Source organism: Pontiella desulfatans (genome assembly GCF_900890425.1).
Lineage (GTDB): Bacteria > Verrucomicrobiota > Kiritimatiellia > Kiritimatiellales > Pontiellaceae > Pontiella > Pontiella desulfatans.
The window spans coordinates 851,510-874,991 of record NZ_CAAHFG010000001.1; the positions used below are offsets into that span (position 1 = coordinate 851,510).

Genomic DNA, 23,482 nt, shown 5'->3' on the forward strand with positions numbered 1-23,482 from the left:
CGGAGCCTATGCGCTTGGTTGCAGTATGCCGAGCGGGTGGGGGGTTGCAACGGGGTCGAAAAAGTTTTCGGCGTTGGGGAAGATGGTGCCGATCTCGCTCGGCGGAACCCCGAACCAGGATGCGAGGTCGGCGCAATATTCATCGATCGAGGTGGTGGGAAGCAAGCGGGCGCGTCCGACGTCCAGCGGGCCATTGCTCGCCAGCACCGGATATTCGCCATAGATCTTCCCGCCGTTGACATCGCCGCCGATTACAAAGGCGTTGCCGCCCCAGGCGTGGTCGGAGCCGCGGCCATTGGAGGTTAGCGTGCGGCCAAAGTCGGTGGCGCTGAACAGGACAACGTCGTTCTCGATGCCGAGTGCCACCAGCTTGTTCCAGAAGGCTTCGATGGCCGCGTTGATTTCGGTGAACAGGCCTTCCTGGGCCAGGATGACTTCGTTGTGATGATCCCATCCCCCGCGGCTGACAAAGAAGACCTGCCGGTTCATGGAGAGATTGTCTTTGGCGGCGAGAATTTCGGCCACGTTCCGTAGCTTTTTCCCGGTTTGGGTGTCCGGGAAGTCGGCAGCAAAATCGAAGGGGGAAACGGCGTCGGCAAACGCGACCGAGGTGTCGATTGCGCTTCGGTTGCTGGTGGCCAGCTTGGATTGGTAGAGGTTGCCGTATGGCTGGGCGAGGAGGGAGTCGATGGCGTTGGTGACCGAAGCGGTTTCGTTGAACTTGGTCTTGAGCAACACGACGCCGGCGGGGTCGGTGATGTAGGGGATGGATGCGGGGCCGATCTGCATGGTGTTGTTGCCGGAGACGGAAATGTTCATGCCGACCGTGCTGTTGAGGTTGGCCTGGGTGAGGCAGTCGGCCATGCGGCCGGCCCAGCCTTTCGGGCTGGCGCCGCGCACCTGGGGCACCACGGTTTGCCAGTGCACCTGTTCGTCGGCGTGGGAAAACAGGCCCACGGGCAAGGCGGTGCTTTTGGCTTGGTATTGCGCGAGGGTGGTGGGTTCGATCAATGTTCCGACGTTGCTGACAAAGGCGCAGTTGCCGGAGTGGTATAGGCTTTGAAGGATGGGAAGCTTGTGGTGGATGCCGTAGCCCCCGGAGTAGGGTTGCGCGGTGTCGAGGATCGGGAGCAGCTCGCCGGTTGTGTCCAGCGCCAGTCCGGTCGGGTTGGTGTTGATGTCGTAAAGACCTCCCCGGACGGTGGTGTATTCGCCGTAGGCCTCGGTGTCGGTTGGGACCAGCATGTTGAACGAATCGTTGCCGCCCAGGAAGAAGAGGCAGACCAGTGCCTTATGATCGGGGAACGATTCGCCGGATGCGGCGCCCGCGGTCATTTTAAGCGAGAACAGGGCGGAGGCCATGGCCGTACTGGAGGCGGCGTAGCCGGCTTGCTTGAAGAAGTGTCGTCGTGTGTTCATGGGGAGTCCTCAGTAAAGCACATTGAATTCAGGCAACATTGAAAAGAGCCACAGCGCCCGCCGGGCGCGTTCCGCCCGTTCGGCTTCCGTTCCACCGGGCATGGCATCGACAACCCCGATGAGCGTTGCGCGGTTGGATGCACGCAGCCGGCCGGCGGTTAGCATGGTGTCCAGATGGTCGATCAATGCGGCGGCATCGGCGGCCAGTGCGGTTTCGTGGGTCAGGTCGAGGTCGCCCTGGCTATACCACCGTTGCCCGATTCCCACCTCCAGGTCGCGGGTTATGCCTTCATGGACCAGCCACCAAAGGGCATTGGGTAGGCTGAGTGCCGTGACGTCGTTGTGGATCTGGAATTCGGGGGCGTTCAGGTTGCGGTCGAGAAGGGGGCCGATGGGCTGGTAGTCGGGCAGGTAGAAGCTGAAGACCGATGGATAGTCGTAGGGGGATTGGGCGAAGACCTCGGCCAAGTCGTGGAAGGGGAAGAACCCATAGGTTTGCGGGGAGGTGATCTCGAACGCGCGCGCATAGTTCATGAGGCGGATGAGCGGTTCGTGCAATTTGCCGTGGGCGGCATCGTTGGCCAGCGCGGTTTCGCGCGCCTCCGGATGAAGCAGGATGGCCTTGGCCACCGCTCCCAGGTCGCCTCGGATTCCGGAACCTTCCCCGGTGTAGGTTCCGTCGATGAAGGCCTGCGCCACATCGAAGATATATTGGGGCGACGGGTTGGAAATGGTGAAGCGCTGGATGAGGATCCGCGCAATGAACGGCGGTGTGTTGGGATGGTTGTGCAGGTGGTCGAGCAAGCCGTCGATGTCGTCGCGCACGCCTTGCTCGGTTTCGGGGAAGGGGCCCTGGACGCTTCCGTCGAGCAACGTTTTTTGTGAGAGGTCGTGCCAGTCCGGACGGATCAACGACGGGTCGATGTAGTTGTCGGCATTCTCGGTGTTGCCGCGTTTGGGGTGCCGCTTCAGTCCGGTGAATATTTTTGCGAACTCGGTGATGTCGTCGTTGTCGTAGGTGGGGATCAGGTTGCCGCCGGCGTCCAGAACCGGGGTGCCGTCCTGGTTCAGCTCCCAGAGGCCGATGGTGAACAATTGCATGATTTCGCGGGCATAGTTTTCGTCGGGGAAGGTTCCGGCCGACTCGTCGGCTTTCTTGTTGCTATCGAAGGTGAGGTAGCGCCCCATGTGCGGGCTGTAGGTCACTTCCCCCAGGATGTCCCGGAAGTTGCCGAACGCGTTCCGCACGAAGATGTCGTAATAGGTCACCCAGCGTCCCGTGTAGCTGGCCTGGTTAGACCCGTTTTCCCCGACCACGAAGATTTGGCTCAGCGCCCAGGCCATGCGCTGGCGCAGCTGGTCCTCGGCGGTGATCGCCATCTGGTACCAGACGATCTTTTTGGTGTTTTCGGTGTTGAACTCAACGTCGTTGTATTTTCGTCCAACGGCAATGGCATCGTTTGTGTCCGCCTTGTAGGGAATGGATCCGTTGCCATCGTCGTTGTTCCAATAGTAGGTCAACTGTTGGCCGATGCTGGTGTTGTGCCCGATTTCATAAAGGGGGGCATTGGCCGGATTGTTGGTGAAGGCCGGGTTGCTCCGTTCCCGCCAAAACGCGCGGTGGGAGTTGGTGGGCAGGGCCATTTGGTCGTCGATCCAGGCCAGGTAGTTGGTGTAGGGCGGATCATTGAGATTCGGATCATCGAGCCCAGGGAAGCCGGCGATCGATGAGCGCGTGGGGCCGAAGGTCGCTTGCTGAAGGAAGCGCGATACCGAGTTCGTGTTGTCCAGGCCGCTGGTGGCGGAGCTGACCACGCGGTAGAACCGGCTCATCCCGCTGGTAGGATCGGACAGCACCTGGTGGACGCCACCGGTTGAAATGGGCAGGGCGTGGGGGAAGGCGTTGCCCCAGTCGAAGCCATAGTCGCGGGCAACCGGTTCCCAGTTGACCAAGTCCGTCGACCATTCGACCATCCGGAGCTGGTTGGAGGTTGCCGCCGAAGGGAGGATGACCGCGAATTGGCCGTTTGAAACCGTCTGGCCCAGCTCGTTTTCCGATTGGCAGAGGGGGGCGAGGAGCGATAGTGCCGCAATTACAGGAAGGGTTGTTTTCATTAAAACCTCGGATGCATGTGCTTGAACGCATCAAATAGGTAACACAATACCTGTTTGAGGGCAATCTTTCTCTTGATACCCGTTGAAATGGATTGTCTTGTCGGCAGGGAATAGTAGGGTTTGGTTGATTTGGGAGGAAATTCACATGACGCTTATCAAGGCAACAAGCTTTATCATATCGATTGCAATGCTCACGGGGTGCGCCTCCACCGGGCCGAAAGGCGGGGCGAACGGCCCCAGGCTGGTTGGATCGGGCCGAAGCACCCCGTCCGGCGCGCATTATGCGGAAGTGGGGGTTGAGTTTTCGACCGGGGGCGACTTTGTTGCGCTATTCGCTCCAACCCGTTGGAAAAAACCGACCCAAACCGGCGGAAGCCTTTCATGGATGAATCCGGCGGCCTGGAACGAGGATGCCGGCCGAACCGGACGTGTGCTGCTGGGCGAAGCGGTAGTGGTTGGCGTTGTGGTGGCGGCTGCGCTGGCCAGCGGTAGCGGGGGTGATGATGGTGGAGGGCCAACACCTCCACCGGATCCAGTACCGCCGGATCCGCCGCCTACTCCTGAATAAGCGCTGGAGTTTTAGTGCCAGCTGCGTATTTGAAGGGCACTAAAAATTCCAAGGCTGAAGGCGCATGGCCTCAGCCCTTGGAACATTGAGAATGGGGATCAGCGGTGGTTAGCCGATGATGCTGACGTTGCTCGCCTGCGGGCCCTTCTGTCCGCTTTCAACTTCAAAGCGGACGCTCTGGCCTTCGAGCAGCGTGCGGCGGCCTTCGGCCTGGATTGCTGTGAAATGAACGAATACGTCTTCACCGCTTTCGCGGGCAATGAATCCATATCCTTTTTCGTCGTTGAACCATTTTACGGTACCGGTCTCTAGCTGGTCTGACATAACTTGCTTTGCTCCTAAACGGGCCGTTGCCGGCCATTCTTTCTTCTTTGACCAATCCCCCTTAAAGAACCGGTCGTTCATTACTCATCCCCGGAGGGGCGTATTGTATTTAATACAAATAAAAGGCTAAAGAGGCAAAAGACGAATTGCGAGAACTGTTTTTGCTTTATTTTGTTAGGGTTTCCTTTCGGGAAAGGCCGCGCGTAGCCGTGGGATCGGCCCTGGGCATCCGGTTGGAAACGGTCCGGGCCATCAAATCGGTATATAAATACCAAATTAAGATTGATGTTGAACCGAAGTGGTGCGATAAAACGCACCAATAAAGACGTGATTAAAGTGCGCACGTTTATTAGGGTATTCTGCAACCAAGGAGGCGCGCACCATGGCATTAGAGAGGATCAAGGTCGAATTACCCACCGCCGACTACTATGAAGCCGAGGTGAAATGCCGTAATTCATGTCCGGTTAGGACGGATGCACGAGGCTATTTGATGGCCACCGTCGCCGGAAAGTATGAAGAAGCGTACGCCATTTCCCGCGCCACGAACCCGTTCGCCTCCATCTGCGGCAAGGTCTGCGGCGCCCCCTGCGAAAAGGGCTGCCGCCGTTCGGATGTGGACGAAGCTGTCGTCATCCGCAACATCAAAGGATACCTGACCGACAAGCACGGCCCGGAAGCCGGGGATCTTAAAACCCCGCTGACCTATTCCATCGCCCCCGGTTCGCTTGAGCCGGAACTGAACGGAAAATCCGTTGGCATCATTGGCGGTGGATGCGCGGGCTACACCGCCGCGCACGACCTCGCCCGGCTGGGCTACAGCGTTACGGTTTATGAGCGCTGGGAAAAATCCGGCGGGCAGCTGGTGCAGGGCGTTCCCATCAACCGACTCTCCCGCAAGGTGGTGGCCGACGAACTCGCCTCCATCGAGCTGTTCGACAATATCGAAGTCAAGAATGGCGTCGATGTCGGCAAGGATATCACGTTCGCCGAGTTGGAGAAAAAACACGATGCGGTCTTCGTTGGTGTTGGCCTTGCAAAAGGGAAGAAAATCCCGTTGCCGGGAGCCGATCACGACGAGGTCCACATCGGCCTGGCCTTCCTGTTTGATTTCAACATGCGTGAAAAGTGGGATCTGAGCACCCGGCGATCGATCGTGATTGGTGGCGGCGACGTGGCGTTCGACGTTGCCCGTTCGGCCTTGCGCTGCGGTTCGCCGGAAGTGCAGCTGGCCTGCTTGGAGCGGGAGCATCTCAACGAAATGACCGGTTCGGTTGATGAACGCGAAGGCGGCCGCCGCGAAGGCGTGGTGATCAACGATGGCTGGGGACCGCGCGAGATTGTCGTTGAAAACGGCAAGATCAAGGGGTTGGTCGTCAGCAAGGTGATCCGCGTTTTTGATGAAGACGGAAAGTTTTCCCCGCAGATGGAAGAGGAAACCCGCCTGATCGAAGGCGATGCCGTTTTCTTCGCCGTGGGGCAGGGATCCGACCTCGCCTTCCTCGAAAACTCAGGCGTTGAAATGACGCCGCAGGGCTGGGTGAAGGTTGAAAACGAGGAAACGCTGCAGACCAGCAAACCGAACGTTTTTGTCGGCGGCGACATTGCCCATGGGCCGAAGCTGTTCATCGATGCGGTGGCCTCCGGTAGCAAGGCGGCGCAGGGCATCCACGCCTACATTTCCGGAAGCAAGCCCTTGTCGCTCAAACGCAAGCTCACCTTTACCGATCTACCGGACTATGGACGCGGTTCCGTCTATGTGGACGAAGAACGCGAGGAGCGCGAAGAGCTTCCCGTCAAGACCGCCGAACAGCCCGAGTTGAACACGACGGTCGAATATCCCGAAAAAGAGGCGAAAGAGCAGTCCGCACGCTGCCTCGAATGCCACATCCACCCGACGTTCGAGGGCGACATCTGCATCCTCTGCGGCGGTTGCGTGGATGTCTGCCCGTCCTATTGCCTTTCCATGAAGACGGTCGATCGCGTCGATGGCGGCGAAGAGTTGAAGGTGCTGGCCGAAATGGAATTTGGCAGCATGGAAGTGGCGGAAGCGGAAGGGTCGGTCATGCTGTTCGATCCGCTCAAGTGCATTCGTTGCGGCATGTGCGCGCAAAAGTGCCCGACGGGTGCCTGCAAAATGTCGGTGAATAGTTTCGAGGACTGCTTTGCATGATTTGGCTGACGATCATTCTGTTAATCACGACAACCCTGCTGGGCGGCATCTTTTTCGTGTTGTTCCGCTGGGCGGTGAAGGATGGCCAGTTCGACGATCCCGAAGAGGCGAAGTATGTGATTTTCCGGGAAGATGAAGCAGGGAAGGGCGTTAAGCCACAAAGGCACTAACGGCACTAAGCCGGGGTTCAATTTGGAGGATAGGATATGGCGAATAAGGAAAAGAAAGACGGTAGGAGTCGCCGCGAGCTGATTACATTGGGATCGGCCTTCGGCTTGATGGGGATTGCGGGTTTGGGATCGGCCGGGGCGTTGTTTAAATACATGATGCCCGTGGTTTCCTATGGTACACCGCAAAAATTCCTGGTTCCGGTCGAAGATCTGCCGGATGTCGGGGATGAGATGATTTTCGACGACATGAAGGTTGTGGTCCGTCGGCAGACCGATAAGGAAGTTGCCGCCATCTCCTTGGTCTGCACGCACCTAGGCTGCACGGTCAACCGCGTGGAGACCGGTTTCCTGTGCCCGTGCCACGGTTCGCAATACGATTCCGACGGCATCGTGGTCGGTGGCCCCGCCCCGAAAACGCTGCCTTGGCTGGATATCAAGATCGTTCCCGGCGGGCAGATCGAGATCGATACGGGCACCTCGCTGCCGGAAAACAGTTTCTTCGAAGTCGCTTAACAAGGGGAAGTGGATGAATGAACTAATTCAACAGGCCAAGGAGTTCGGGAACAAGCTCTACTACTCGATCTTCCGGCATCGATTCGACAACACGGGGCTGACCAAGTCCAAGATCATGTTCAGCAATGTGCTGCTGCATATCCAGCCCGTGAAAATCCATAAGCGCACGGTCAAGTTCAAAACCACGATGGGCCTGGGGCTGATTACCTTCTATCTGTTCCTGATCCTGGCCCTGACCGGGATTTTGCTGATGTTCCACTATGTGCCATCGACCGCCATCGGCCCCGACGGGTTGCCGGACGCCTACAGCCGCATGCTCAACCTGCGCTCGAACGTCTTCTGGGGCGGCTTCATCCGCAACATGCACCGCTGGGCGGCGCACGGCATGGTGGCCTTCGTGGCGCTGCACATGTTGCGCGTCTATCTCGCCGGCGCGCACCGCGGCGGCCGCGAATTCAACTGGGTGATCGGCTGCATCCTCGGCCTCTTGACCGTCTTCCTGTCCTATACCGGCTATCTGCTGCCGTGGGACCAGCTGGCCTTCTGGGGCGTCAAGGTCGGCACCGAGATCGCCAAGATCGCACCTGGCGGCGCGTTGATCCGCGGCATCCTGCTGGGCGACACCGATGTCGGCGGCGAGGCGCTCATCCGCTTCTACGTTTTGCACGTCGCCGTTTTGCCGGCCGTGATGGGCTTCCTGATCGCCGTCCACTTTTTCCGCATCCGCAAGGATGGCGGCCTGGCCAAGCCGGCGGATACCTCGAAGGAAAAACAGATTCCCGATGAGGAGTTCGGCGATGTGAAAAACAACTCCGTTTTCAAGACGGCCCGCAGCTACAAGCTGGTGGAGATCGTCAAGGGCAAGGAGCCCAAGGTGAACGAGGAGGTCGATCAAATGATGTTTGCCTGGCCCAAGCTGATCGTGCGCGAATTGATCGTGCTGCTTGGCGTGGTGGCTGTGCTAAGCGCCATCTCGGTTTTATTCGATGCGCCGCTCGAAGGGCCGGCCGACCCGAACCACCCGACCAACCCGTCGAAGGCCCCGTGGTATTTCCTCGGCCTGCAAGAGCTGGTTTCCTACCACGGCTTCATCGGCGGCATTGTCATCCCCGGCATCCTGGCCGGCGGCGTGATGGTGCTTCCCTACATTGAAATGTTTTTCGAGACGTTCACCAAAACCTGGAAAACCAACGTTCCGGGCGTTTGGTTCGCCCGCGAGCGTGGATTGCTCAACGTGCTCTTTATCGGCATGTATCTGTTCATGTTGACGCTGATCATTATCGGGGTCTATTTCCGCGGCGAAAACTGGGACGTAATCTATCCGTGGGTGCATGACGTGTCGGGGGGAGGTCACTAATGATTAAGGACTATCGCATACTTGCCGCATTGGCTTTCGCCGGCTTCATCTTCTTCGCCCTTTCGATGATGAAGTCGATGGATCTGGAATTCGTGAAGCACCAGAAGGCCTACTATGCCGAGCTGGGCGAAGAGTTTCCGGGGATGGAATACAAGCAGATCAACGTCAAGACGTCGGGAGGCATCATGATCGACCGTTGCCAGACGTGCCACGTCGGGGCATCGAATCCGGATGCCTCCGGATTTGCGCAACCCTTGACCACACATCCGCCGATCGTGCCCGGAGCGGAAGAGGATCCGCACGACTTTGCCAAGATCGGCTGCACCGTCTGCCACGATGGAAACGGTCGCGCCGTGGAGATCCACGATGCCCATGGCGAATACCATGGCTGGCCGGCCCCGTTGCTTTCCGGGCAGCTGTCGCAGGCCAACTGCGTCCGGTGCCATGCCATGGAGAGCGGCCATCTGGCCGGCGCCGAGCTCTACGAAAAGGGCCGCACCCTCTTCCTTGAAAAGGCCTGCTGGGGCTGCCATACGATCGAAGGGATCTCCTCCTCGTCGCAGGCCCCCGAGCTGACCGATGCGGGCGGCAAGTTTTCGTATGGATACCTGGTCGAGTCGATCGTCGACCCTAAGGCCAACGACGTAAACTCGAAGATGCCGTTGTTCGACTGGGCGCACGACGAAGAGACCGTTGCCGCCATTGCAACCTATTTGAAAGGGCAGCAGAAAGAACGCCTTCGTTCCGCCGAGAGCGCTCCGATCGGCTACATCAAGCCGAAGTCCGAGCTGGCCCGGATCACCGAGCCCAGCGTGGCGGCCGGCATGAGCCTCTTCGCGGGCGCGCCCTTCGAGGGTTCCGTGGCCAAGGGCGGCTGCGTCAACTGCCATGCCATCCGCAATTCCGATGGCAACCTGGCCGGCGGCAACATCGGCCCGGAGCTGACGTGGACGATCCGCCAGCGCGGGCGCGACTATGTCAAGGAGCACATCGTCAATTCGCGTTCGCACGTGGCCGATTCAATCATGCCGACCTTCAAGGACTACAACGATGCCGAACTCGAAAGCGTGGTTTCGTATCTCTCCACGCTCGACTATGAGCTGGGCGAGGCCGACGGGCAAAAGCTCTACGACACCTATTGCGTCTCCTGCCACGGCGACGACCTGAACGGACGCGGAAAGCTGGCCCCCATGCTCGACCCATTGCCGCGCGACTTCAGCAAGGGCCGGTTCGTCAGCTCCTATGAAACGCGCTTCACGGATTCGATCATGGAAGGTGTGGGCGGAACCTCGATGCCCGCCTGGAAAAACATCCTGAGCGATGAACAGGTTGGAACGCTGGTGGCCTTCATCAAGGAAAAGAGCCATGCCGCCGAGAAATCCTACACGCGCATGCAGGTCGCGTTGCCGAAGACCGGCGACCTGGAACGGCTCGACTTCAAGGGCAAGGGAACGCTGCTGGAAGCGGGCGATCCGGAAGAGGGCTTCGAGGCCTTCCAGAAATATTGCACCTCCTGCCATGGCAAGCTCGCCAACGGCAAGGGGCCGAACGCCTACACGTTGGTTCATCCGTTGCCGCGCAACCTGATCAACCAGGATTTCATGAACCAAGTGGCCGTCTCGGATGAGCGCCTCTACCAGTCGATCCTGCTGGGCGTGCCGGATACCTCGATGCCGCCGCACGACCACCTGAAAGACCAGACCATTCTGGATATCATCGCCTTTATCCGGGCCAACACCGAGGAAGCCGAATAATGAAACAAGATACTGCTGCAAAAACGATGGTCATTGCATCGTGCGTCTACTTCGGTTTGGCGCTCACGATGGGAATCCTGACGGCGCTGAAGTTCGTGGTGCCGACGGTCGGGGAGATCGAATACCTATCGATGCCGCGCCTGCGCATGTTGCACACGAACATCAACCTGTTCGGTTGGCTGCTGCAGGCCAACATGGGCATCCTGTTCTGGATCCTGCCGCGCATCCTGCACACCCGGCTCTTCTCCGAAAAGCTTGGGATGGCCATGGGCGTGCTCTACAACCTGACGGTGCTCGGTGGTTTCGCCGCCATTGTGATGGGCAACGTGAAGAACGTCGAGTATGGCGAAATCCCGGCACCGTTCGACTACCTGATCGCGGTCTGCTGGGTGATGTTCGCCATCAACGTGTTCGGTACGGTGGCCATCCGGAAGGTGAAATACCTCTACGTCACGGTTTGGTACACGCTGGGCGCGGTGATCTGGACGACGTTCGTCTACATCACGGGCAACATGCTCAGCCAGATGCCGATGGTCACCGGCATCAACCAGGCCAACCTGATCTGGTTCTACGTGCACAACGCCGTCGGTCTCATCTTTACCCCGCTGGGTGTGGCGATCGCCTACTACATGATCCCGAAGCAGCTCGACACCCCGATCTATTCGCACAAGCTTTCGATGGTCGGCTTCTGGGTGATCTCCTTCGTCTATGTTTGGACGGGGGCGCACCACATGCTCAACGGCCCCATCTCGAACTGGTTGCAAACCGTGGCCAGCGTCTTTTCGTTCAGCCTCATCATTCCGGTGATGGCGGTGGTGACCAACTTTTTCGGAACCTTTGCCACGGCGCCGCGCCATACGCGCATGAAGGGGCCGATCCCCAAGCTGTTGATGATGGGCACGGTCTACTATATCTTCACCTGCCTCCAGGGGCCCTTCCAGTCGATCCGCTCGGTGAGCGAAATCGTGAGCAAGACCGACTGGGTGGTCGGCCACGCGCACATGGCGTTGTTCGGCGCATTTTCATACTATGCCATGGCGGGCATCTGCTACGTGGCCCCGAAAATGGCCGGCCGCAAGCTCTATTCCGAAAAGCTCGGCGATCTCCAGTTCTGGCTGATGACGCTCGCCAGCATTCCGTTCTTCGCCGTCCTTTGGATTGGTGGGGTGATCCAGGGCTATGCCTGGCTCAACCCGGAAAACACGTTTGTGGAAACGTTGGAAGCGCTCAAGCATGCGCACTGGATGCGCTTCTCGACCGGCAGTGTTATTTTCATTGCCTACTTCCTGTTCCTGTACAACATCCTAATGACATTCTTCGGGAAATATCCTGCTGAAGAGGGGGCGGAATAATGAAAATCGATGTCGAAAAAAGCCTGATCTGGACGGCCGCAGGCGCGTTCATCCTCTTTGCCATCGGCGCGGTGCTCACCACCATTGTTCCGCCGATCGTCGACAAGACGCTGTGGACGTCCGAATACGATGTGCATGAATACACCGAGCAGGAGCAGCGCGGGATCGAAATCTACAAGCGCGAGGGGTGCGTCTATTGCCACACCCAGCAGATTCGCCAGCTCGATTCCGACCGCCGCCGCTATGGCTGGCGGCTGGTGGAGGCGCCCGACTCCGAGGCCTGGGAATATGTGAACGATAAATACCATTTCCTCGGCACCAAGCGCAGCGGGCCCGACCTGGCGCGCGTGGGGGGGAAATATTCGTCCGAGTGGCACTGGGCCCACTTCAAGAACCCGCGCGACATGGGCGAAAAGTTTCCCGACCGCAAAGGGATCTATGAAAAGGTTTCCATCATGCCCGCGTTCGACTATCTCAGCGACGAGGAGATCAAGGATCTCACCGCCTACATCCAGACGCTCGGCCGCAACAAGGATTGGCGTGTCGATAAAGACGGCAACCCGCTCAACGACTACGAGCAGTAATAAACAGGCGAATGTGATGAAACCGCGAAAGAACGCAAGGAACGCAAAGAAACCATCTGGAATTATTTCTTGCTCTGCTTTTGCGTTCTCTGCGTTCTTTCGCGGTTAATAGAAATCCACGTATGGAGGTTTGCAATGGGAGAGAAACAATACGAACTCGAGTCCACCACCGAGATCAAGCAAGGCCATGCCGATATCGGCAAGTTCAACATTGCCGTCGAGGTGGTCCTGACGATTGTCTGCATCGTCTATCTGATCCTCAACTTCAATCCTTAAGATTTGGCAACGCATGCATGGAAGGCCGCGAATGTTCGTTCGTTGAGATTCGTTGCTTTCCATTCATGCGTTGCAATCAATATGGCTAAGTCCAAATACACGAACCGGAGACGGATCATCCAGGCAGTGGCGATGATCATGCTCCTGAGCATCCCGCTCCGCTTGGTTTGCTTTGATTTGGAGAATGAATGCATCCGCGTCTTCGGCGCGCGCTTTGGTCTCTCCACCATGTTCTATCCGTTGTTCACGATCGTGGCGCTGATCCTTTTCGTTGTGTTCCGGGGGATGAGCAAGGGTCGGATCTTCTGCTCGCACCTCTGCCCGATGCATCTCTTTTTGGAGATCGTCAATAGCCCGAAAAACAAAACGGCGGCTTCGCGTCCGGCAAAGGTTTGGGGCTGGTCGGTCTTTTTTGCGGTGCTCTCCGTCGAGGTCATCCTGTCGTTTTTCCAACCGTTGGATAACCAGCTCCGGCTGATCGCCTCCGGGCACTTGCCCATCATCGGGATTGCATCCGCGCTGTTCCTCGGCTTCCTGGGCCTGTTTGTGCACTACCAGGAGCACTTCTGCAAGAAGGGCTGCCCCTACGCACTGATCCAGATGCTGCTGCAGTCCGACACCACGCGCTACATGGAATTCGCCAACCCCGAAAAAACCTGCACCAATTGCCGGGGCTGCGACGATGTCTGCCCAATGCTGTTGCGCGCCCGTTTCGAGAGCAAAGGCACCGACTGCACCAACTGCAACCTCTGCGCCGAGGCCTGCACCTCCGAGCTCGGCGAAGGAAACACCCTCTTCCTCCTCACCGATCCACAGGTTGAGAGTGGGGAAGCCGGGCGTTGATTTTGCCATTCAGTACCTGAATAGTCCTTTTTGTGCGGGTTCGAATTGCAATTGCTCTGATAGGTGATAGGGTAACACGCAATTATGAAAGAACTCATTGCCGCCATCATGCTAGGAGCCGGTTTGGGCTGGGTCGCCATTCCACATTGCTACGCCATGTGCGGACCCCTGCATATTTCCGTCTGTGCGCTTCATCGAGAGAAAAGCTTTAAGGCGTTGTCGCTGTTCAACCTTGGTCGGATTGTTGGCTATACGCTGGCCGGGTTCCTGTTTGGCGCCTTTGGCGAATTCGTCAACATTGGCCCGGCGCACTTTTGTTGCCAGCAAGGCCAGTATCCATTGCGCGGCGCATTGCTTTCGTTGCTGTTTCCCGGTGTCATGATGTTTTTCATCGCGTTCTATGCCTTCCGGAAAAAGGGACTGAAGGCCCCCAAGACCAACTGGATGTCGAAGCTCTTTAGCGGCAGTTTGGGCAAGCTGACGGTCGGCGGCGTCTGTTCGTCGCTGATCCCTTGCGGCATGCTCTACGCCGCCTATGCCATGGCGGTCGGACAGGGGAGCTGGTGGAAAGGCGGCGGCTTCATGTTCGCCTTCGTCGTCACCCAGACCTTCGTCATGCAGCTCGGCATTTCCCTCGGTCGCTTGGTCGACAAGAAATGGGGCGCCCGCTTCGAAAAGGCCTTCCCCTGGATCTGTTTGGTTATCGGTGTTGTCTATTGCGTCTTGTTTGTCCTCAAGCTCATTCCTGCCGAGGCGACGGGATAATTTACACCACGAAGGCTCTAAGTACACGAAGAATTCAGCTTTGTGCAACTTGGTGACCTTCGTGTCTTTGTGGTTAGAAAAAATGGCGGATCGTTGCATAGTTTGTAATCGGAGTGTTCCCGGCGGGGAAGGCGAGTTTTGCTGCCCGGGCTGCGCGGCGGTCTACACGATCGTCGGCAAGATGGGGCTGGATGGCTCCGAGCGCGACGAGCGCATTGCCCAGCTGCTCGAGGGCGTCTTTCCCGGAGGGGAGGAAGCCGATGCCGAGCAAGCCGAAATCGAAAATGGACAGGAACTCTGTTTCCTCGTCGGCGGCATGGTGTGCCCCGCCTGCTCGTGGCTGGTGCACAACAGCCTCGGGAAGCTCAACGGCGTGGGGAACGTCAACCTCAACTTTATCGCCGAAACCTGCACGCTCACCTACGACCCGATGAAGATCGGCAAGGACGACATCCATTCGAACGTCGAAAGACTCGGCTATAAATACTACGAGGGCGAGGATGCCAGGCGCGATGGTTTCGACTATTTCCGCTTCGGCGCCGGCTGGTTCTTTGCGCTCAACAACATGATGATCTCGTTCGTGGTCTATTCCGCCGAGACCTGGGATGTCCCCTTTGCCATGCAGCTGGTCTGCTCGATCCTGCTCGCCGTCTTCGGCACACTCGTTCCGCTCTATGCCGCCCGCACCACCATGATCTATGGCTTCCGCCAAATCATGATGCGCCAATACCGCATGGAGAGCCTCGTGGTGCTCTCCACCACGGCGGCGTGGATCTATTCGGTCTATTCCATGGTCACCGGCGATTTCCACCGGCTCTATTTCGATGTCGTGACGCTCCTGTTGATGCTCATCGAAACCGGCAACCTGATCTCCGGCTCGTTCTATAAAAAGCTCAGCCGCCGCGTCAGCTCCCTCTCGTGGCAGTTGCCGAAAAAGGCGCGGGTTGAAAGCATCGATGTTGATGAGGATTATGCGGCGGTTGAGGATCTGAGCCCGGGGCAGGAGTTCCTCGTGAAGCGCGGCGAGTTTGTTCCGACCGACGGCATCCTGATGGCTCCGGCCGAGTTCGATTTCAGCCTGATCACCGGCGAGTCGCACGGCGTTTCGCTGGAGCAGGGGCACTATGTCGGCGCCGGGGCCAAGCTGCTTTCCGAGGATGCGCGTCTTTCCGTTCCGGCATCCGGCCAGAGCAACCTCATCAAAAAGATTGTCGAAAGCACCATCGAAGCCTTCAATACCCGCAAGGAGCAACTTTCGTTCGGCGACCGCATCAGCCAATACTTCGTCCCCATCGTGGTCGGCGTTGCCCTGGTGGTGTTGTTCGGCAACCTCGTCATTGGCGACCGCGGCGACGCGATCATCCGCATGCTGAGCGTGTTGATCGTCGCCTGTCCCTGCGCATTCGGGATCGCCGAGCCGCTGGTGCTCACCGCCGCCATCGAAAAGGTGCGCGGCTTAGGCATCCAGATCTTCAATGGCACCGTGCTGGCGCTCAAGCCGGCGGTGGCGGTCTTCGATAAAACCGGTACGCTCACGCGCGGCGCACCCGAAGTGCACAAGGTGGTTTGGCTGGTTGAAAAGAACCAGAAGCAGCTCGACATCCTGGCCTCGCTCGAAAACGGCATCGAGCATCCGATTGCCCGTGCGTTGGCGCTGGTTGGAACGCCGTACCCGGTGGCCGACCGCACCATCGCCCGTACCGTGGTTTCCGCCAAGGTGGACGGAAAGCACTGGCTGGCCGGCAGTGCCGACCTGTTTCCGGATGTCGGCATTCCTCCCGATCTGAAGGAGTCGACCATCGTCATGTTTGGCGATGCCGAGCGCTGCCATTGCATTGTTGGCCTCAAGGACACCGTGCGCGATGAGTCGAAGCAATTGGTGGCCGATCTCAAGGCGCAGGGGGTGAAATCGTACATTTTCTCGGGCGACCGCAAGGCGGTGGTCGAACAGGTGGCCGGCGAGCTGGGCATTGCCGACTTCCATGGCGAAATGGGCAGTACCGACAAGCAACGCGAGATTGCCGCGCTTCAGGCGCAGGGCAAGGCCGTGTTGATGGTGGGAGACGGCATCAACGACGCCCAGGCCCTGGCCGCGGCCGACTTCGGCCTCGCGGTGTTCTCCGGGCAAATCCCCGCCAAGATGAGTGCCGACGGCGTCTTCATGGTCCCCGAAATCGGCAAGCTGTGCGATCTCCCCTTCATGCAGCGCAAGGTGCGCCACAAGATCCGCCTCAACTATGGCTGGGCCTTTCTCTACAACATCGTCGGCATGTTCCTCGCGGGGGTGGGTTGGCTTTCGCCCAAATATTGCGCCGTCGGGATGGTCTTCTCCAACCTCGTCGTCATCTGGAACTCCATGCATGGCATGGCGCTCCCCGGGCGCAAGGCGTAACGAAGATTTAAAAAACCCCGCAGCGTGTCATTGCCGTGTTTCGAGGTAGTGCAGGAACTCGTTTTCCATGATGAACCCGTCGCCATTGGCGTCGATGGTCCCGAATTTTTCAAGCAACGTCCCGAGGGCTTCGTCGGTGGAGAGCTTGCCGTTGCGGTCGAGATCGAACCGCCGGAGCATGGCATCGAATGCGCTGCCTTTCGGTTGGGCGGTCTTGGTGGCTCCGGTCACCGGCTTGGACGCCGAAACTTGGCGTCCAATGACCTGCCCGCCGAACGGATCCGGTTGGAGATAGATGTGGTATTGCTGCGTGGCTTCGATGTTCTTTCGCGCGGAGAGGGAGTGCACGGAATAGTTGACCTGCAGGATGAGCGGTTTGGAGGGGTCGAGTTTGCGTGCTTCCAGCAGGAACTCGCGGGGTTCGGCATCGGTGGCTTGGTCGGACACGCGGGGCGCGCTGTTCATGGACGGGGCAACCACCCCGACCGGGGTCTTCAGGGCATATTTCATCGGTTCGCCCAGGTTGTTCCAGGCCACGCCGTAGAGCGGGTCGATGTGGAAGCCGAGGTAGATCTTGCCATTGCCGCTTGCGAGCAGCTCCTTGTCGCCCTCGAAGCGGAGCTTCACATAGTGGGGCGAATTGGGATCGAGCGGGGTGGTTTCCAGCGGCAGGAAGCCACTGGCGATCAATACCTTCGCGCGCTCGACCAGTTTGCTGTCCGGGGAGCCGGCGCCCAGCTCGGTGTTGGGCAAGGCGCTCGCGGTGGTCGGGATCTCGACTTCGCCGGCGATTTCCGCCAGCGCCTTGCGCAGGCCGGCTTCGTCGGAAATGGCACCGGCATAGACTTCCTCTCCGGCATTCGAAAAGATGAAAAGGTTGCTCTTGTTCGCTGGGGCCAGCGCTTCGGCGGCCTGGTTGTCCATCAGGTCGTACAACCACGGCACCGCCGTGAAAAGGAGTTCTTCGGCCACCTTGGCGTGGCGCGCTCGTTCCTGTTGCATGAAGGGTTCGATGTAGCCATTGCTTTCGGGATGGCGCAGGAAGCGGTAGAGGTAGAAAAAGTTGACACCCTTTGCCGTGTAGTCGCGCGCGGCGGCCTCCACATTCCGGTAGTGGCCAATAAAGTCCGGGTCGGTCAGGTCGCCCAGGGCAATGGCGGTATGGCCGGCATCCGCCACGATGCTACGGAGTTTCACCTTAATGTTTTGCGCATCGTGCACATAGACATCGGCCAGCTGTCGCTTGGGCTTCGATTCCGCTGGCGCGGCCGCCGGCGATGCCGAGCTTGAGCGGGGGATGGAGGCGCTTATTTTGGCGGCGGCATATTTGTCCGCCCGGTCGGCGGAGCGGAGGACGCGCGAAGCATCGTCCTTACCGATGTCGTCCTGCCCGGCCGCTCCGGCATTCTTGAAGAAGCTGGTGTCGGTGACGACGACGGAGGTGCCGGCCTCGATGCCGATGGCGCCCGCCCCCTTGCTGCAGAGGTTCTTGCTAAAGCTGCAGTTGGCGATGATCGGGACAAACTCGCCCTTGAGCGCAATGGCGCCGCCGTTGAGCTTTGCGCTGTTGTCGCTGAATTTCGTTTTATGCAGCTCCAGGGCAATGCCTGCCTTCTTGCCGGTTGATGCCAGAATGGCGCCGCCGCTGGCGTCGGTGGAGTTGTAGGCAAAGCTGGCCCCGCTGATCCGGGCTTCCGAATCCGTCGGTAGCACGATGGCGCCGCCACCCTTCGGGGCAAAGTTGGAGGTGAATACGCAGTCGGTCGAATCGAACCAGCTACCCTTCGACAACGAAACCGCGCCCCCCGTTTTGCCGGAGTTGGAGAAAAACGTGCAGTTGGTGGCCGTGAGTGCCGAGGATTCGCAATGGATGGCCCCCCCCGAAATGGCGGCGTTCTTTTCGAAGATGCAGTTGGCCACCGTGGCGTTCACGGTCCCCGCCGGAAGCAACAGGCCGCCGCCGTATTGGTTGTTTTCGCCCGAGTTGGCGTTGCCGCGCGATACGGTGAATCCATCCAGGCGCGTGTTCGATGCGCCGGTGACCACATGGTGGCAGTTATCCGAGCTGCTACCGGCGCGCCCGATGTCGCCGCTAAGGATCGTCCGGATCCCCTTGGGGTTGCGCTGGTCCAGGGCCGTTTCACTGCCCCGGAAACCGCCGTAGACCGCAACGCCCGGCTTCAAGGCAAAGGTCGTGTGGCGGTTGTCGCCATCCGGCTTGTAGGTTCCCGCCTTAACCCACACCTCGCCGCCCCCCAGCGCCGCCACATCGTCGATCGCCTGTTGCAGGGAAGGGAACGCCGTTTTCCACGATTCCCCCGTCGCGATCGAGGCCTTGGCCGCACCGTCAACATAGTTGGTTTTGGCATGGGACGCAGTGGCAACCAGCAGGCCAGCCACCGCAACGAGGACGCATCGATATCTATTTTGCAAAAACATGGGGCAAATACCTACCACGTTGCAATAACCCCCTCAAACCAAAAGCACAAACACTTGACGCAACCGTACCGATGGAAAATGGATGAGTGGATGTTTGGATTGATGGATGACCGGAACAGCGATAGCGCGCGATCCGCTCGCGAATTACTCCGTCCCATTCCTCTTCAACCTGTTCCCGGGATAGGGATGAACCACTCTCCTCCAGAATCCGGTGAAGGGCTTGATCTGTTACCCGCCACGATGAAGACTAGATCCCGCTCTCCGCACATGCTCTTTACCGAACCCTAACACAGCCTAAAACCTTTCCATTTTAAAGAGTCGTCCATCGGGACCACCATCGTGTAGCTCTAGCACCAGCTCGGAGGCCTGTGGGTTAAGCTCCTCTTCACCCACTTCCGTTGGTAGATCTTCATCGAGTGTACTGAAAATATACTGGATTCCATGCTTCTCCACGGTATCACGCACAATCTTAAGCAGTGCCCGTTTAACCTTGTCCTGCTTCTGCTCCAACCCACCATCATGGTATACGAAATGGTAAAAAGGATCTTCCCTGTAAGCAATGAGCACTGCCAGATCAAAGGCCATGCACAATATCTGTTTAAAGGTATTTCCCCGATGCTCTTCCGTGGTCTCGGATCGTGGATCTGTAAACTGTGCGATAAAGTCCAGATTGCCCTTACCATTCAACTGCACATAGAACACCGCTGTTCGATGTAGCACTTCCTCTACTATACGGCTGAAGTTTCGCGAGATCTCTTCGTAGATCGGTATGCCACCCCGAGCCATTCCAACCATTCTTTCAATATCGAAAGCCAGGTTGTCTCTGGCTATCTTAGCGTTATGTATCTTCTCACTTAACGAGGAAATCTCGGCAACCTTCTTAAGTTTTTGCTCCATAAGGGCTAGGGCAGCACGGTCTTCATCCAACCGTTTTTGCAGGTCTTTATATTTTCTTAGGCTGTCGGTCCCACCAAGTACCGCCAATGCCTTCCTGCGCTGTTCCGACAGTTTACTGGAAGTTGCCTCATAGTCGCGAACAGTCTGCCGGAGATCAGAGGCACGACGCTTTAAGTTGGTCTTCCTCTCCTGAAGGATACGATGATTAAACTCTACCAGTTCATCATAATCCTTAGAGAGCTGGCCAGGAAAGGCGAGTTCTGCCTCAGCAAACACGCGCTTTACATCAGCTAGATTGAACTCAACATTTTCCTGCAGTCCGCGATCGATTTGAGCAAGATCGTGGCGAGCGTTGTAAACGAGAGTGTTAACCTCTGCGAGGTCGGCCTCTACCTGCTCTGCAGTAGATTTAGCAAGGTCCGCTTCCTGCGAGTGAAAATCAAATCGATCTAGGGCTTCGACCTTAGCCTTAACACCATCACGAAGTACGGCCACATTAGCCTTCAGTTTCTCAAACTCAGGTGCGGAGACCGTTACTTCTGCCTGGAGTTGCTCCTGCTTTTGTTCAAGCTCCAAGACAAAATCGTCCGCTTTGTATTTTGCTTTGACCAGCTTTCCGTTGAATCCTAGTATATCCGCAAGGTAAGGCTTCCAGTCGGCATGTTTACCCCGACTGAATTTGGCCAGCTGAAAGACATCACCGTAGTCTTTCTGACTTCTTAAAAAATACGTAACCCCCTTGCGATACTCCCAGGGCTTAATCGATGTCAGCCCTAGGAATCCATCCAGCATTACGCGAGCACGCTTAAAGGTAATACGGGCATGATCCCACTGAAGATCGTCTAGGCAGGAGAAGTCCTGATGAGAGGACGAGTGGCGTTTAAATGATATCTTCGTCGGCTCTGAAACAGAACGGCGAATTGTTATATAGCCCCCGACATGCGTACGCAATTCCAGGTAAAACGTGAACTTTCCAAACCGCGTTCTTTGCGTCTTTAAGAAGTGGTTCTTTCCCATATTGCAGAGCAGTCCAAAGTCTATTACCTCGATCAGCAGTGACTTACCTAGGCAGTGAGAATGCTTATTCGGATCTTTAGGATATTGGACACGAGCAAGTATCGCATTCAGTCCGTCCCCAAAGTCGATGGGTTCAAACAACTCTGGTAGATTTGTATATAGGCGACTTAGTTTCATTTCTTCCCTTTAGGGTGAATGTATTCAAAGCAGTCGGTTTGGGAGTGGTATTCTATGCGCCCCAGGAGATAGAGAAAGTGAATCGTCGGCAGAAAGACAACATCACCATCGTTGCCCAACGGCTCGAGAGATTGCTTTAACTCTGAGTAACTGCATATGCGGTGTCGCTGCAGGCTCTTCAGTAGAATACTGGCGGCCCGTAGCACACACGAATTCAAGTTCAAATGTTTAGCGGCCCGGATCACTCTTTCTCTCCAATGTCACAGTCGACATACATGTAGTGAACCAACACTTTAGACAACCGTCTCCTCGAAGCAGGTTGCAACTCGGGACTGCGTTGATGGACGAGCTTGGCAACCTCTTCGAGGGCATGATCAAAATTAGGGTAACGTTCTTTGTGTAATATGAGCTGCCCCTTGAGTTCATCAGCTACTGCATGATACTGGTCAGCCTCTGTTTGATTCCGTGGGTTTTTAAGAAAGGCCCGTATATCTGAGAAGTGCATCATCGAGTCATCGCAGATGTATTTGTAGTATTCCTCGCTAACACCGTTGATCTCATTCTTCTTGGCCATACCGGGATATTCAAAGTCATGCTGACTATCGAACGAGGTGGGGATGTTGTCCCGTTGTTCGTGAAACTGCACAATCACATCACGTATGTCTTCAGGCGTGAACTGAATAGAAGAACGGAGTTTATCTAGGCCGGATATTCTTACGATATGAGAGTGAACAAGCAACTCGCGTTCGATGTCCTCCAACCCTCTTAACCACACATGCTCAACACCGGTCTCATCTTTAATCCGCTGAGGTATTTTATCCTCTGCACCGCCAGTCTTTCGGCGGTTGGTAAATATAAGATAATGGGTTAGCAACCCGTCTTCATGCTGCCGTTTTATCTTTGGTATTTCTTTGTTAATAATCGTTGTCGAAAAGTCGTATTCCGAACAAGAAGAGGGAAATGAAGTATGCTTTGCCTGAATAATAAACTTACCCTCCGCTGGCTCTGTATCGCTGGGAAAGCATGAGGCTTTGCCAACAAACTTTGCATCCTTACCCCCGTCCTTCCCTGGTGCAAAAGAGGTAACTCCTGCCCCGAGCAGCTCCCTGCATATAAGAGTGACCAAATCTTCAAACTCTGCATCTGTTAGCTCATGTATTGGGAAACGAGACATATTATGACCTCAAACTCTACTTGATAGAAACCTTTGGGTCTCACTGAGTTGGCTCTTGGCCATGAATACTGTTGACTCAAGCTCATTCCACGGCACATCCGGCAACTCCGCGGCCTTACGATCAAGCTCAGCCTGGTAGGCTTCTGCTATGCTGAAGTGTTGCTCTAAGTTCCCAAACATGGCGTTCAATACATCGTTCTGCTTACGAGCCATGGTTATGAACTCACCTCCCATGAGGTTGTTATACACTGCGTCAAAAGCCGTATTGACGGTTTTTCCCACTACGGCACCGGTCGCGACACCGACTGGTATGGCTACCGCCAAACCAAGGCCTGCGGTTGGGATACCTATGGCCGCCATGGTTGCACCTACTGCAAATGAGGTGACACCGCCTGTAACAGCTGCACGAACAGAGCAACTGACAGTATTATCCACCGCGTCATCGCTCCGCATGGTTCCCTTCGAACACTTGTAGAGGTTGATCGAGCCCTTGATAGCAAAAGATAGCACTGCAGCAATGCCCGCAGCCTTGAGTGCGTTGATCGCCAAGTGCTCTGTAAGATCGAAAGCTTCTAGATTGTCGCGAGCATGATCTTGCGCCTTGAGGAGGATGTCACGCGATGTATCGCTGTTCATCCCACTGTCAATCACCGTGGTTCCGGTATCACTGTTAACCGCGATTCCAGAGCCGGGAGATGATTCAATAAAACCGGGTTTATTTAAGATTGCCTGATAGGTCTCGGAGTTCACTCCAACCCCATCAACTCCGTTGGCGATACTATATTTCCCTGTAAGGATCTGGGGATCGACATGAGCGCCAATAGAGTGCTTTAGCTGAATATTCTCGCCCGTCTTGGAAACATAGTCTACGTATTGATCAATGCCACTCGTTGAAAGAGTTCCTCCTGACAGGTTAGGAGCATGCCCTTCAGACACTAACTTCTCGAAGACGACACGGCCGGTATTTTGGCCCTGATAGGAACCATAGTTCTTGGAGTCACCCAACCACTTACCCCATTCTTCAACAGTCTGGATTGAACCAGCCCCATTGCCCTTCATGAGCAACTGAAACCACTCGGGTTTAAACAGATCTGATACATGTCGCCATATCCCGGCGTCGTGTGCGAAATAAACAGCAGGGGCAATGCCCTCTGCTCCACGTGTGTCGATACTCAT

Annotated in this window: 20 protein-coding genes; 12 read left to right on the forward strand and 8 right to left on the reverse strand. The window is 56.9% G+C overall.

What is annotated here, in order from left to right; genetic code table 11:
• Positions 1–6: 6 nt before the first annotated feature.
• Together E9954_RS03200 and E9954_RS03205 are read right to left on the reverse strand one after the other, a co-directional pair.
• Entirely contained in the window at positions 7–1,419 is a 1,413-nt protein-coding gene (locus E9954_RS03200) for a DUF1501 domain-containing protein (protein WP_136077795.1), read from the reverse strand.
• Positions 1,420–1,428: 9 nt separating this feature from the next.
• Entirely contained in the window at positions 1,429–3,534 is a 2,106-nt protein-coding gene (locus E9954_RS03205) for a DUF1800 domain-containing protein (protein ID WP_136077796.1), read from the reverse strand.
• 145 nt (positions 3,535–3,679) lie between these two features.
• On the opposite strand from E9954_RS03205, the gene E9954_RS03210 reads away from it, so the two are divergent.
• Positions 3,680–4,102, forward strand: a complete 423-nt coding sequence (locus E9954_RS03210; protein ID WP_136077797.1) for a hypothetical protein — start codon at positions 3,680–3,682, stop codon at positions 4,100–4,102.
• Between the two features lie 108 nt (positions 4,103–4,210).
• Here the strand turns inward: E9954_RS03210 and E9954_RS03215 are convergent, their stop codons facing one another.
• The gene (locus E9954_RS03215; protein ID WP_136077798.1) at positions 4,211–4,426 is read right to left on the reverse strand and encodes a cold-shock protein; all 216 of its coding nucleotides are present in this window, start codon (positions 4,424–4,426) and stop codon (positions 4,211–4,213) included.
• A 382-nt stretch (positions 4,427–4,808) separates the two neighbouring features.
• On the opposite strand from E9954_RS03215, the gene E9954_RS03220 reads away from it, so the two are divergent.
• From E9954_RS03220 to E9954_RS03265, 11 genes are all read left to right on the forward strand, one after another.
• Positions 4,809–6,596, forward strand: coding sequence for an FAD-dependent oxidoreductase (locus E9954_RS03220; protein WP_136077799.1), 1,788 nt, complete (start codon positions 4,809–4,811; stop codon positions 6,594–6,596).
• Positions 6,593–6,766: a cbb3-type cytochrome oxidase assembly protein CcoS gene (ccoS, locus tag E9954_RS03225; protein WP_136077800.1), complete on the forward strand. Its 174-nt coding sequence runs from the start codon at positions 6,593–6,595 to the stop codon at positions 6,764–6,766. Before E9954_RS03220 ends, ccoS begins: the two co-directional genes overlap by 4 nt.
• 36 nt (positions 6,767–6,802) lie before the next feature.
• Complete coding sequence (locus E9954_RS03230; protein WP_136077801.1) at positions 6,803–7,279, forward strand: QcrA and Rieske domain-containing protein; 477 nt, start codon at positions 6,803–6,805, stop codon at positions 7,277–7,279.
• 13 nt (positions 7,280–7,292) lie between these two features.
• Positions 7,293–8,636 (forward strand): cytochrome b N-terminal domain-containing protein, encoded by a 1,344-nt coding sequence (locus E9954_RS03235; protein WP_136077802.1) that lies wholly within the window; start codon positions 7,293–7,295, stop codon positions 8,634–8,636.
• Positions 8,636–10,390: a c-type cytochrome gene (locus E9954_RS03240; RefSeq protein WP_136077803.1), complete on the forward strand. Its 1,755-nt coding sequence runs from the start codon at positions 8,636–8,638 to the stop codon at positions 10,388–10,390. The genes E9954_RS03235 and E9954_RS03240 overlap by 1 nt, the downstream gene beginning before the upstream one ends.
• Positions 10,390–11,742, forward strand: a complete 1,353-nt coding sequence (locus tag E9954_RS03245; protein ID WP_136077804.1) for a cbb3-type cytochrome c oxidase subunit I — start codon at positions 10,390–10,392, stop codon at positions 11,740–11,742. Before E9954_RS03240 ends, E9954_RS03245 begins: the two co-directional genes overlap by 1 nt.
• Entirely contained in the window at positions 11,742–12,326 is a 585-nt protein-coding gene (locus tag E9954_RS03250) for a cbb3-type cytochrome c oxidase subunit II (protein ID WP_136077805.1), read from the forward strand. Before E9954_RS03245 ends, E9954_RS03250 begins: the two co-directional genes overlap by 1 nt.
• 135 nt (positions 12,327–12,461) lie before the next feature.
• Positions 12,462–12,602: a hypothetical protein gene (locus tag E9954_RS32245; protein WP_168441924.1), complete on the forward strand. Its 141-nt coding sequence runs from the start codon at positions 12,462–12,464 to the stop codon at positions 12,600–12,602.
• Between the two features lie 81 nt (positions 12,603–12,683).
• On the forward strand, positions 12,684–13,445 hold the full coding sequence (locus E9954_RS03255; protein ID WP_136077806.1) for a 4Fe-4S binding protein: 762 nt from the start codon (positions 12,684–12,686) through the stop codon (positions 13,443–13,445).
• Positions 13,446–13,529: 84 nt separating this feature from the next.
• A complete protein-coding gene (locus E9954_RS03260) occupies positions 13,530–14,210 on the forward strand; it encodes a sulfite exporter TauE/SafE family protein (RefSeq protein WP_136077807.1) in 681 nt (226 codons plus the stop codon).
• An 82-nt stretch (positions 14,211–14,292) separates the two neighbouring features.
• Entirely contained in the window at positions 14,293–16,602 is a 2,310-nt protein-coding gene (locus tag E9954_RS03265; protein WP_136077808.1) for a heavy metal translocating P-type ATPase, read from the forward strand.
• A 27-nt stretch (positions 16,603–16,629) separates the two neighbouring features.
• On the opposite strand, the gene E9954_RS03270 is transcribed toward E9954_RS03265, so the two are convergent.
• The 5 genes from E9954_RS03270 to E9954_RS03285 form a co-directional block, all read right to left on the reverse strand.
• Positions 16,630–19,041, reverse strand: a complete 2,412-nt coding sequence (locus tag E9954_RS03270; RefSeq protein WP_136077809.1) for an EF-hand domain-containing protein — start codon at positions 19,039–19,041, stop codon at positions 16,630–16,632.
• A gap of 294 nt (positions 19,042–19,335) precedes the next feature.
• Positions 19,336–21,132 carry a DUF2326 domain-containing protein gene (locus E9954_RS03275; protein WP_136077810.1) on the reverse strand — a complete coding sequence of 599 codons (1,797 nt, stop codon included), beginning with the start codon at positions 21,130–21,132 and terminating at the stop codon, positions 19,336–19,338.
• The gene (locus E9954_RS33790) at positions 21,129–21,377 is read right to left on the reverse strand and encodes an ABC-three component system middle component 8 (RefSeq protein ID WP_407947709.1); all 249 of its coding nucleotides are present in this window, start codon (positions 21,375–21,377) and stop codon (positions 21,129–21,131) included. Before E9954_RS33790 ends, E9954_RS03275 begins: the two co-directional genes overlap by 4 nt.
• A complete protein-coding gene (locus E9954_RS03280) occupies positions 21,374–22,306 on the reverse strand; it encodes an ABC-three component system protein (protein WP_136077811.1) in 933 nt (310 codons plus the stop codon). Before E9954_RS03280 ends, E9954_RS33790 begins: the two co-directional genes overlap by 4 nt.
• Before the next feature lie 9 nt (positions 22,307–22,315).
• A complete protein-coding gene (locus E9954_RS03285; RefSeq protein ID WP_136077812.1) occupies positions 22,316–23,482 on the reverse strand; it encodes a hypothetical protein in 1,167 nt (388 codons plus the stop codon).

What these genes read in the sequence shown, in the direction of transcription:
- E9954_RS03200 (WP_136077795.1), bottom strand. Translation starts at nt 1,419, where the DNA reads ATGAACACACGACGACACTTCTTCAAGCAAGCCGGCTACGCCGCCTCC.
- E9954_RS03205 (WP_136077796.1), bottom strand. Translation starts at nt 3,534, where the DNA reads ATGAAAACAACCCTTCCTGTAATTGCGGCACTATCGCTCCTCGCCCCC.
- E9954_RS03210 (WP_136077797.1), top strand. Translation starts at nt 3,680, where the DNA reads ATGACGCTTATCAAGGCAACAAGCTTTATCATATCGATTGCAATGCTC.
- E9954_RS03215 (WP_136077798.1), bottom strand. Translation starts at nt 4,426, where the DNA reads ATGTCAGACCAGCTAGAGACCGGTACCGTAAAATGGTTCAACGACGAA.
- E9954_RS03220 (WP_136077799.1), top strand. Translation starts at nt 4,809, where the DNA reads ATGGCATTAGAGAGGATCAAGGTCGAATTACCCACCGCCGACTACTAT.
- ccoS (WP_136077800.1), top strand. Translation starts at nt 6,593, where the DNA reads ATGATTTGGCTGACGATCATTCTGTTAATCACGACAACCCTGCTGGGC.
- E9954_RS03230 (WP_136077801.1), top strand. Translation starts at nt 6,803, where the DNA reads ATGGCGAATAAGGAAAAGAAAGACGGTAGGAGTCGCCGCGAGCTGATT.
- E9954_RS03235 (WP_136077802.1), top strand. Translation starts at nt 7,293, where the DNA reads ATGAATGAACTAATTCAACAGGCCAAGGAGTTCGGGAACAAGCTCTAC.
- E9954_RS03240 (WP_136077803.1), top strand. Translation starts at nt 8,636, where the DNA reads ATGATTAAGGACTATCGCATACTTGCCGCATTGGCTTTCGCCGGCTTC.
- E9954_RS03245 (WP_136077804.1), top strand. Translation starts at nt 10,390, where the DNA reads ATGAAACAAGATACTGCTGCAAAAACGATGGTCATTGCATCGTGCGTC.
- E9954_RS03250 (WP_136077805.1), top strand. Translation starts at nt 11,742, where the DNA reads ATGAAAATCGATGTCGAAAAAAGCCTGATCTGGACGGCCGCAGGCGCG.
- E9954_RS32245 (WP_168441924.1), top strand. Translation starts at nt 12,462, where the DNA reads ATGGGAGAGAAACAATACGAACTCGAGTCCACCACCGAGATCAAGCAA.
- E9954_RS03255 (WP_136077806.1), top strand. Translation starts at nt 12,684, where the DNA reads ATGGCTAAGTCCAAATACACGAACCGGAGACGGATCATCCAGGCAGTG.
- E9954_RS03260 (WP_136077807.1), top strand. Translation starts at nt 13,530, where the DNA reads ATGAAAGAACTCATTGCCGCCATCATGCTAGGAGCCGGTTTGGGCTGG.
- E9954_RS03265 (WP_136077808.1), top strand. Translation starts at nt 14,293, where the DNA reads ATGGCGGATCGTTGCATAGTTTGTAATCGGAGTGTTCCCGGCGGGGAA.
- E9954_RS03270 (WP_136077809.1), bottom strand. Translation starts at nt 19,041, where the DNA reads ATGTTTTTGCAAAATAGATATCGATGCGTCCTCGTTGCGGTGGCTGGC.
- E9954_RS03275 (WP_136077810.1), bottom strand. Translation starts at nt 21,132, where the DNA reads ATGAAACTAAGTCGCCTATATACAAATCTACCAGAGTTGTTTGAACCC.
- E9954_RS03280 (WP_136077811.1), bottom strand. Translation starts at nt 22,306, where the DNA reads ATGTCTCGTTTCCCAATACATGAGCTAACAGATGCAGAGTTTGAAGAT.
- E9954_RS03285 (WP_136077812.1), bottom strand. Translation starts at nt 23,482, where the DNA reads ATGAGTATCGACACACGTGGAGCAGAGGGCATTGCCCCTGCTGTTTAT.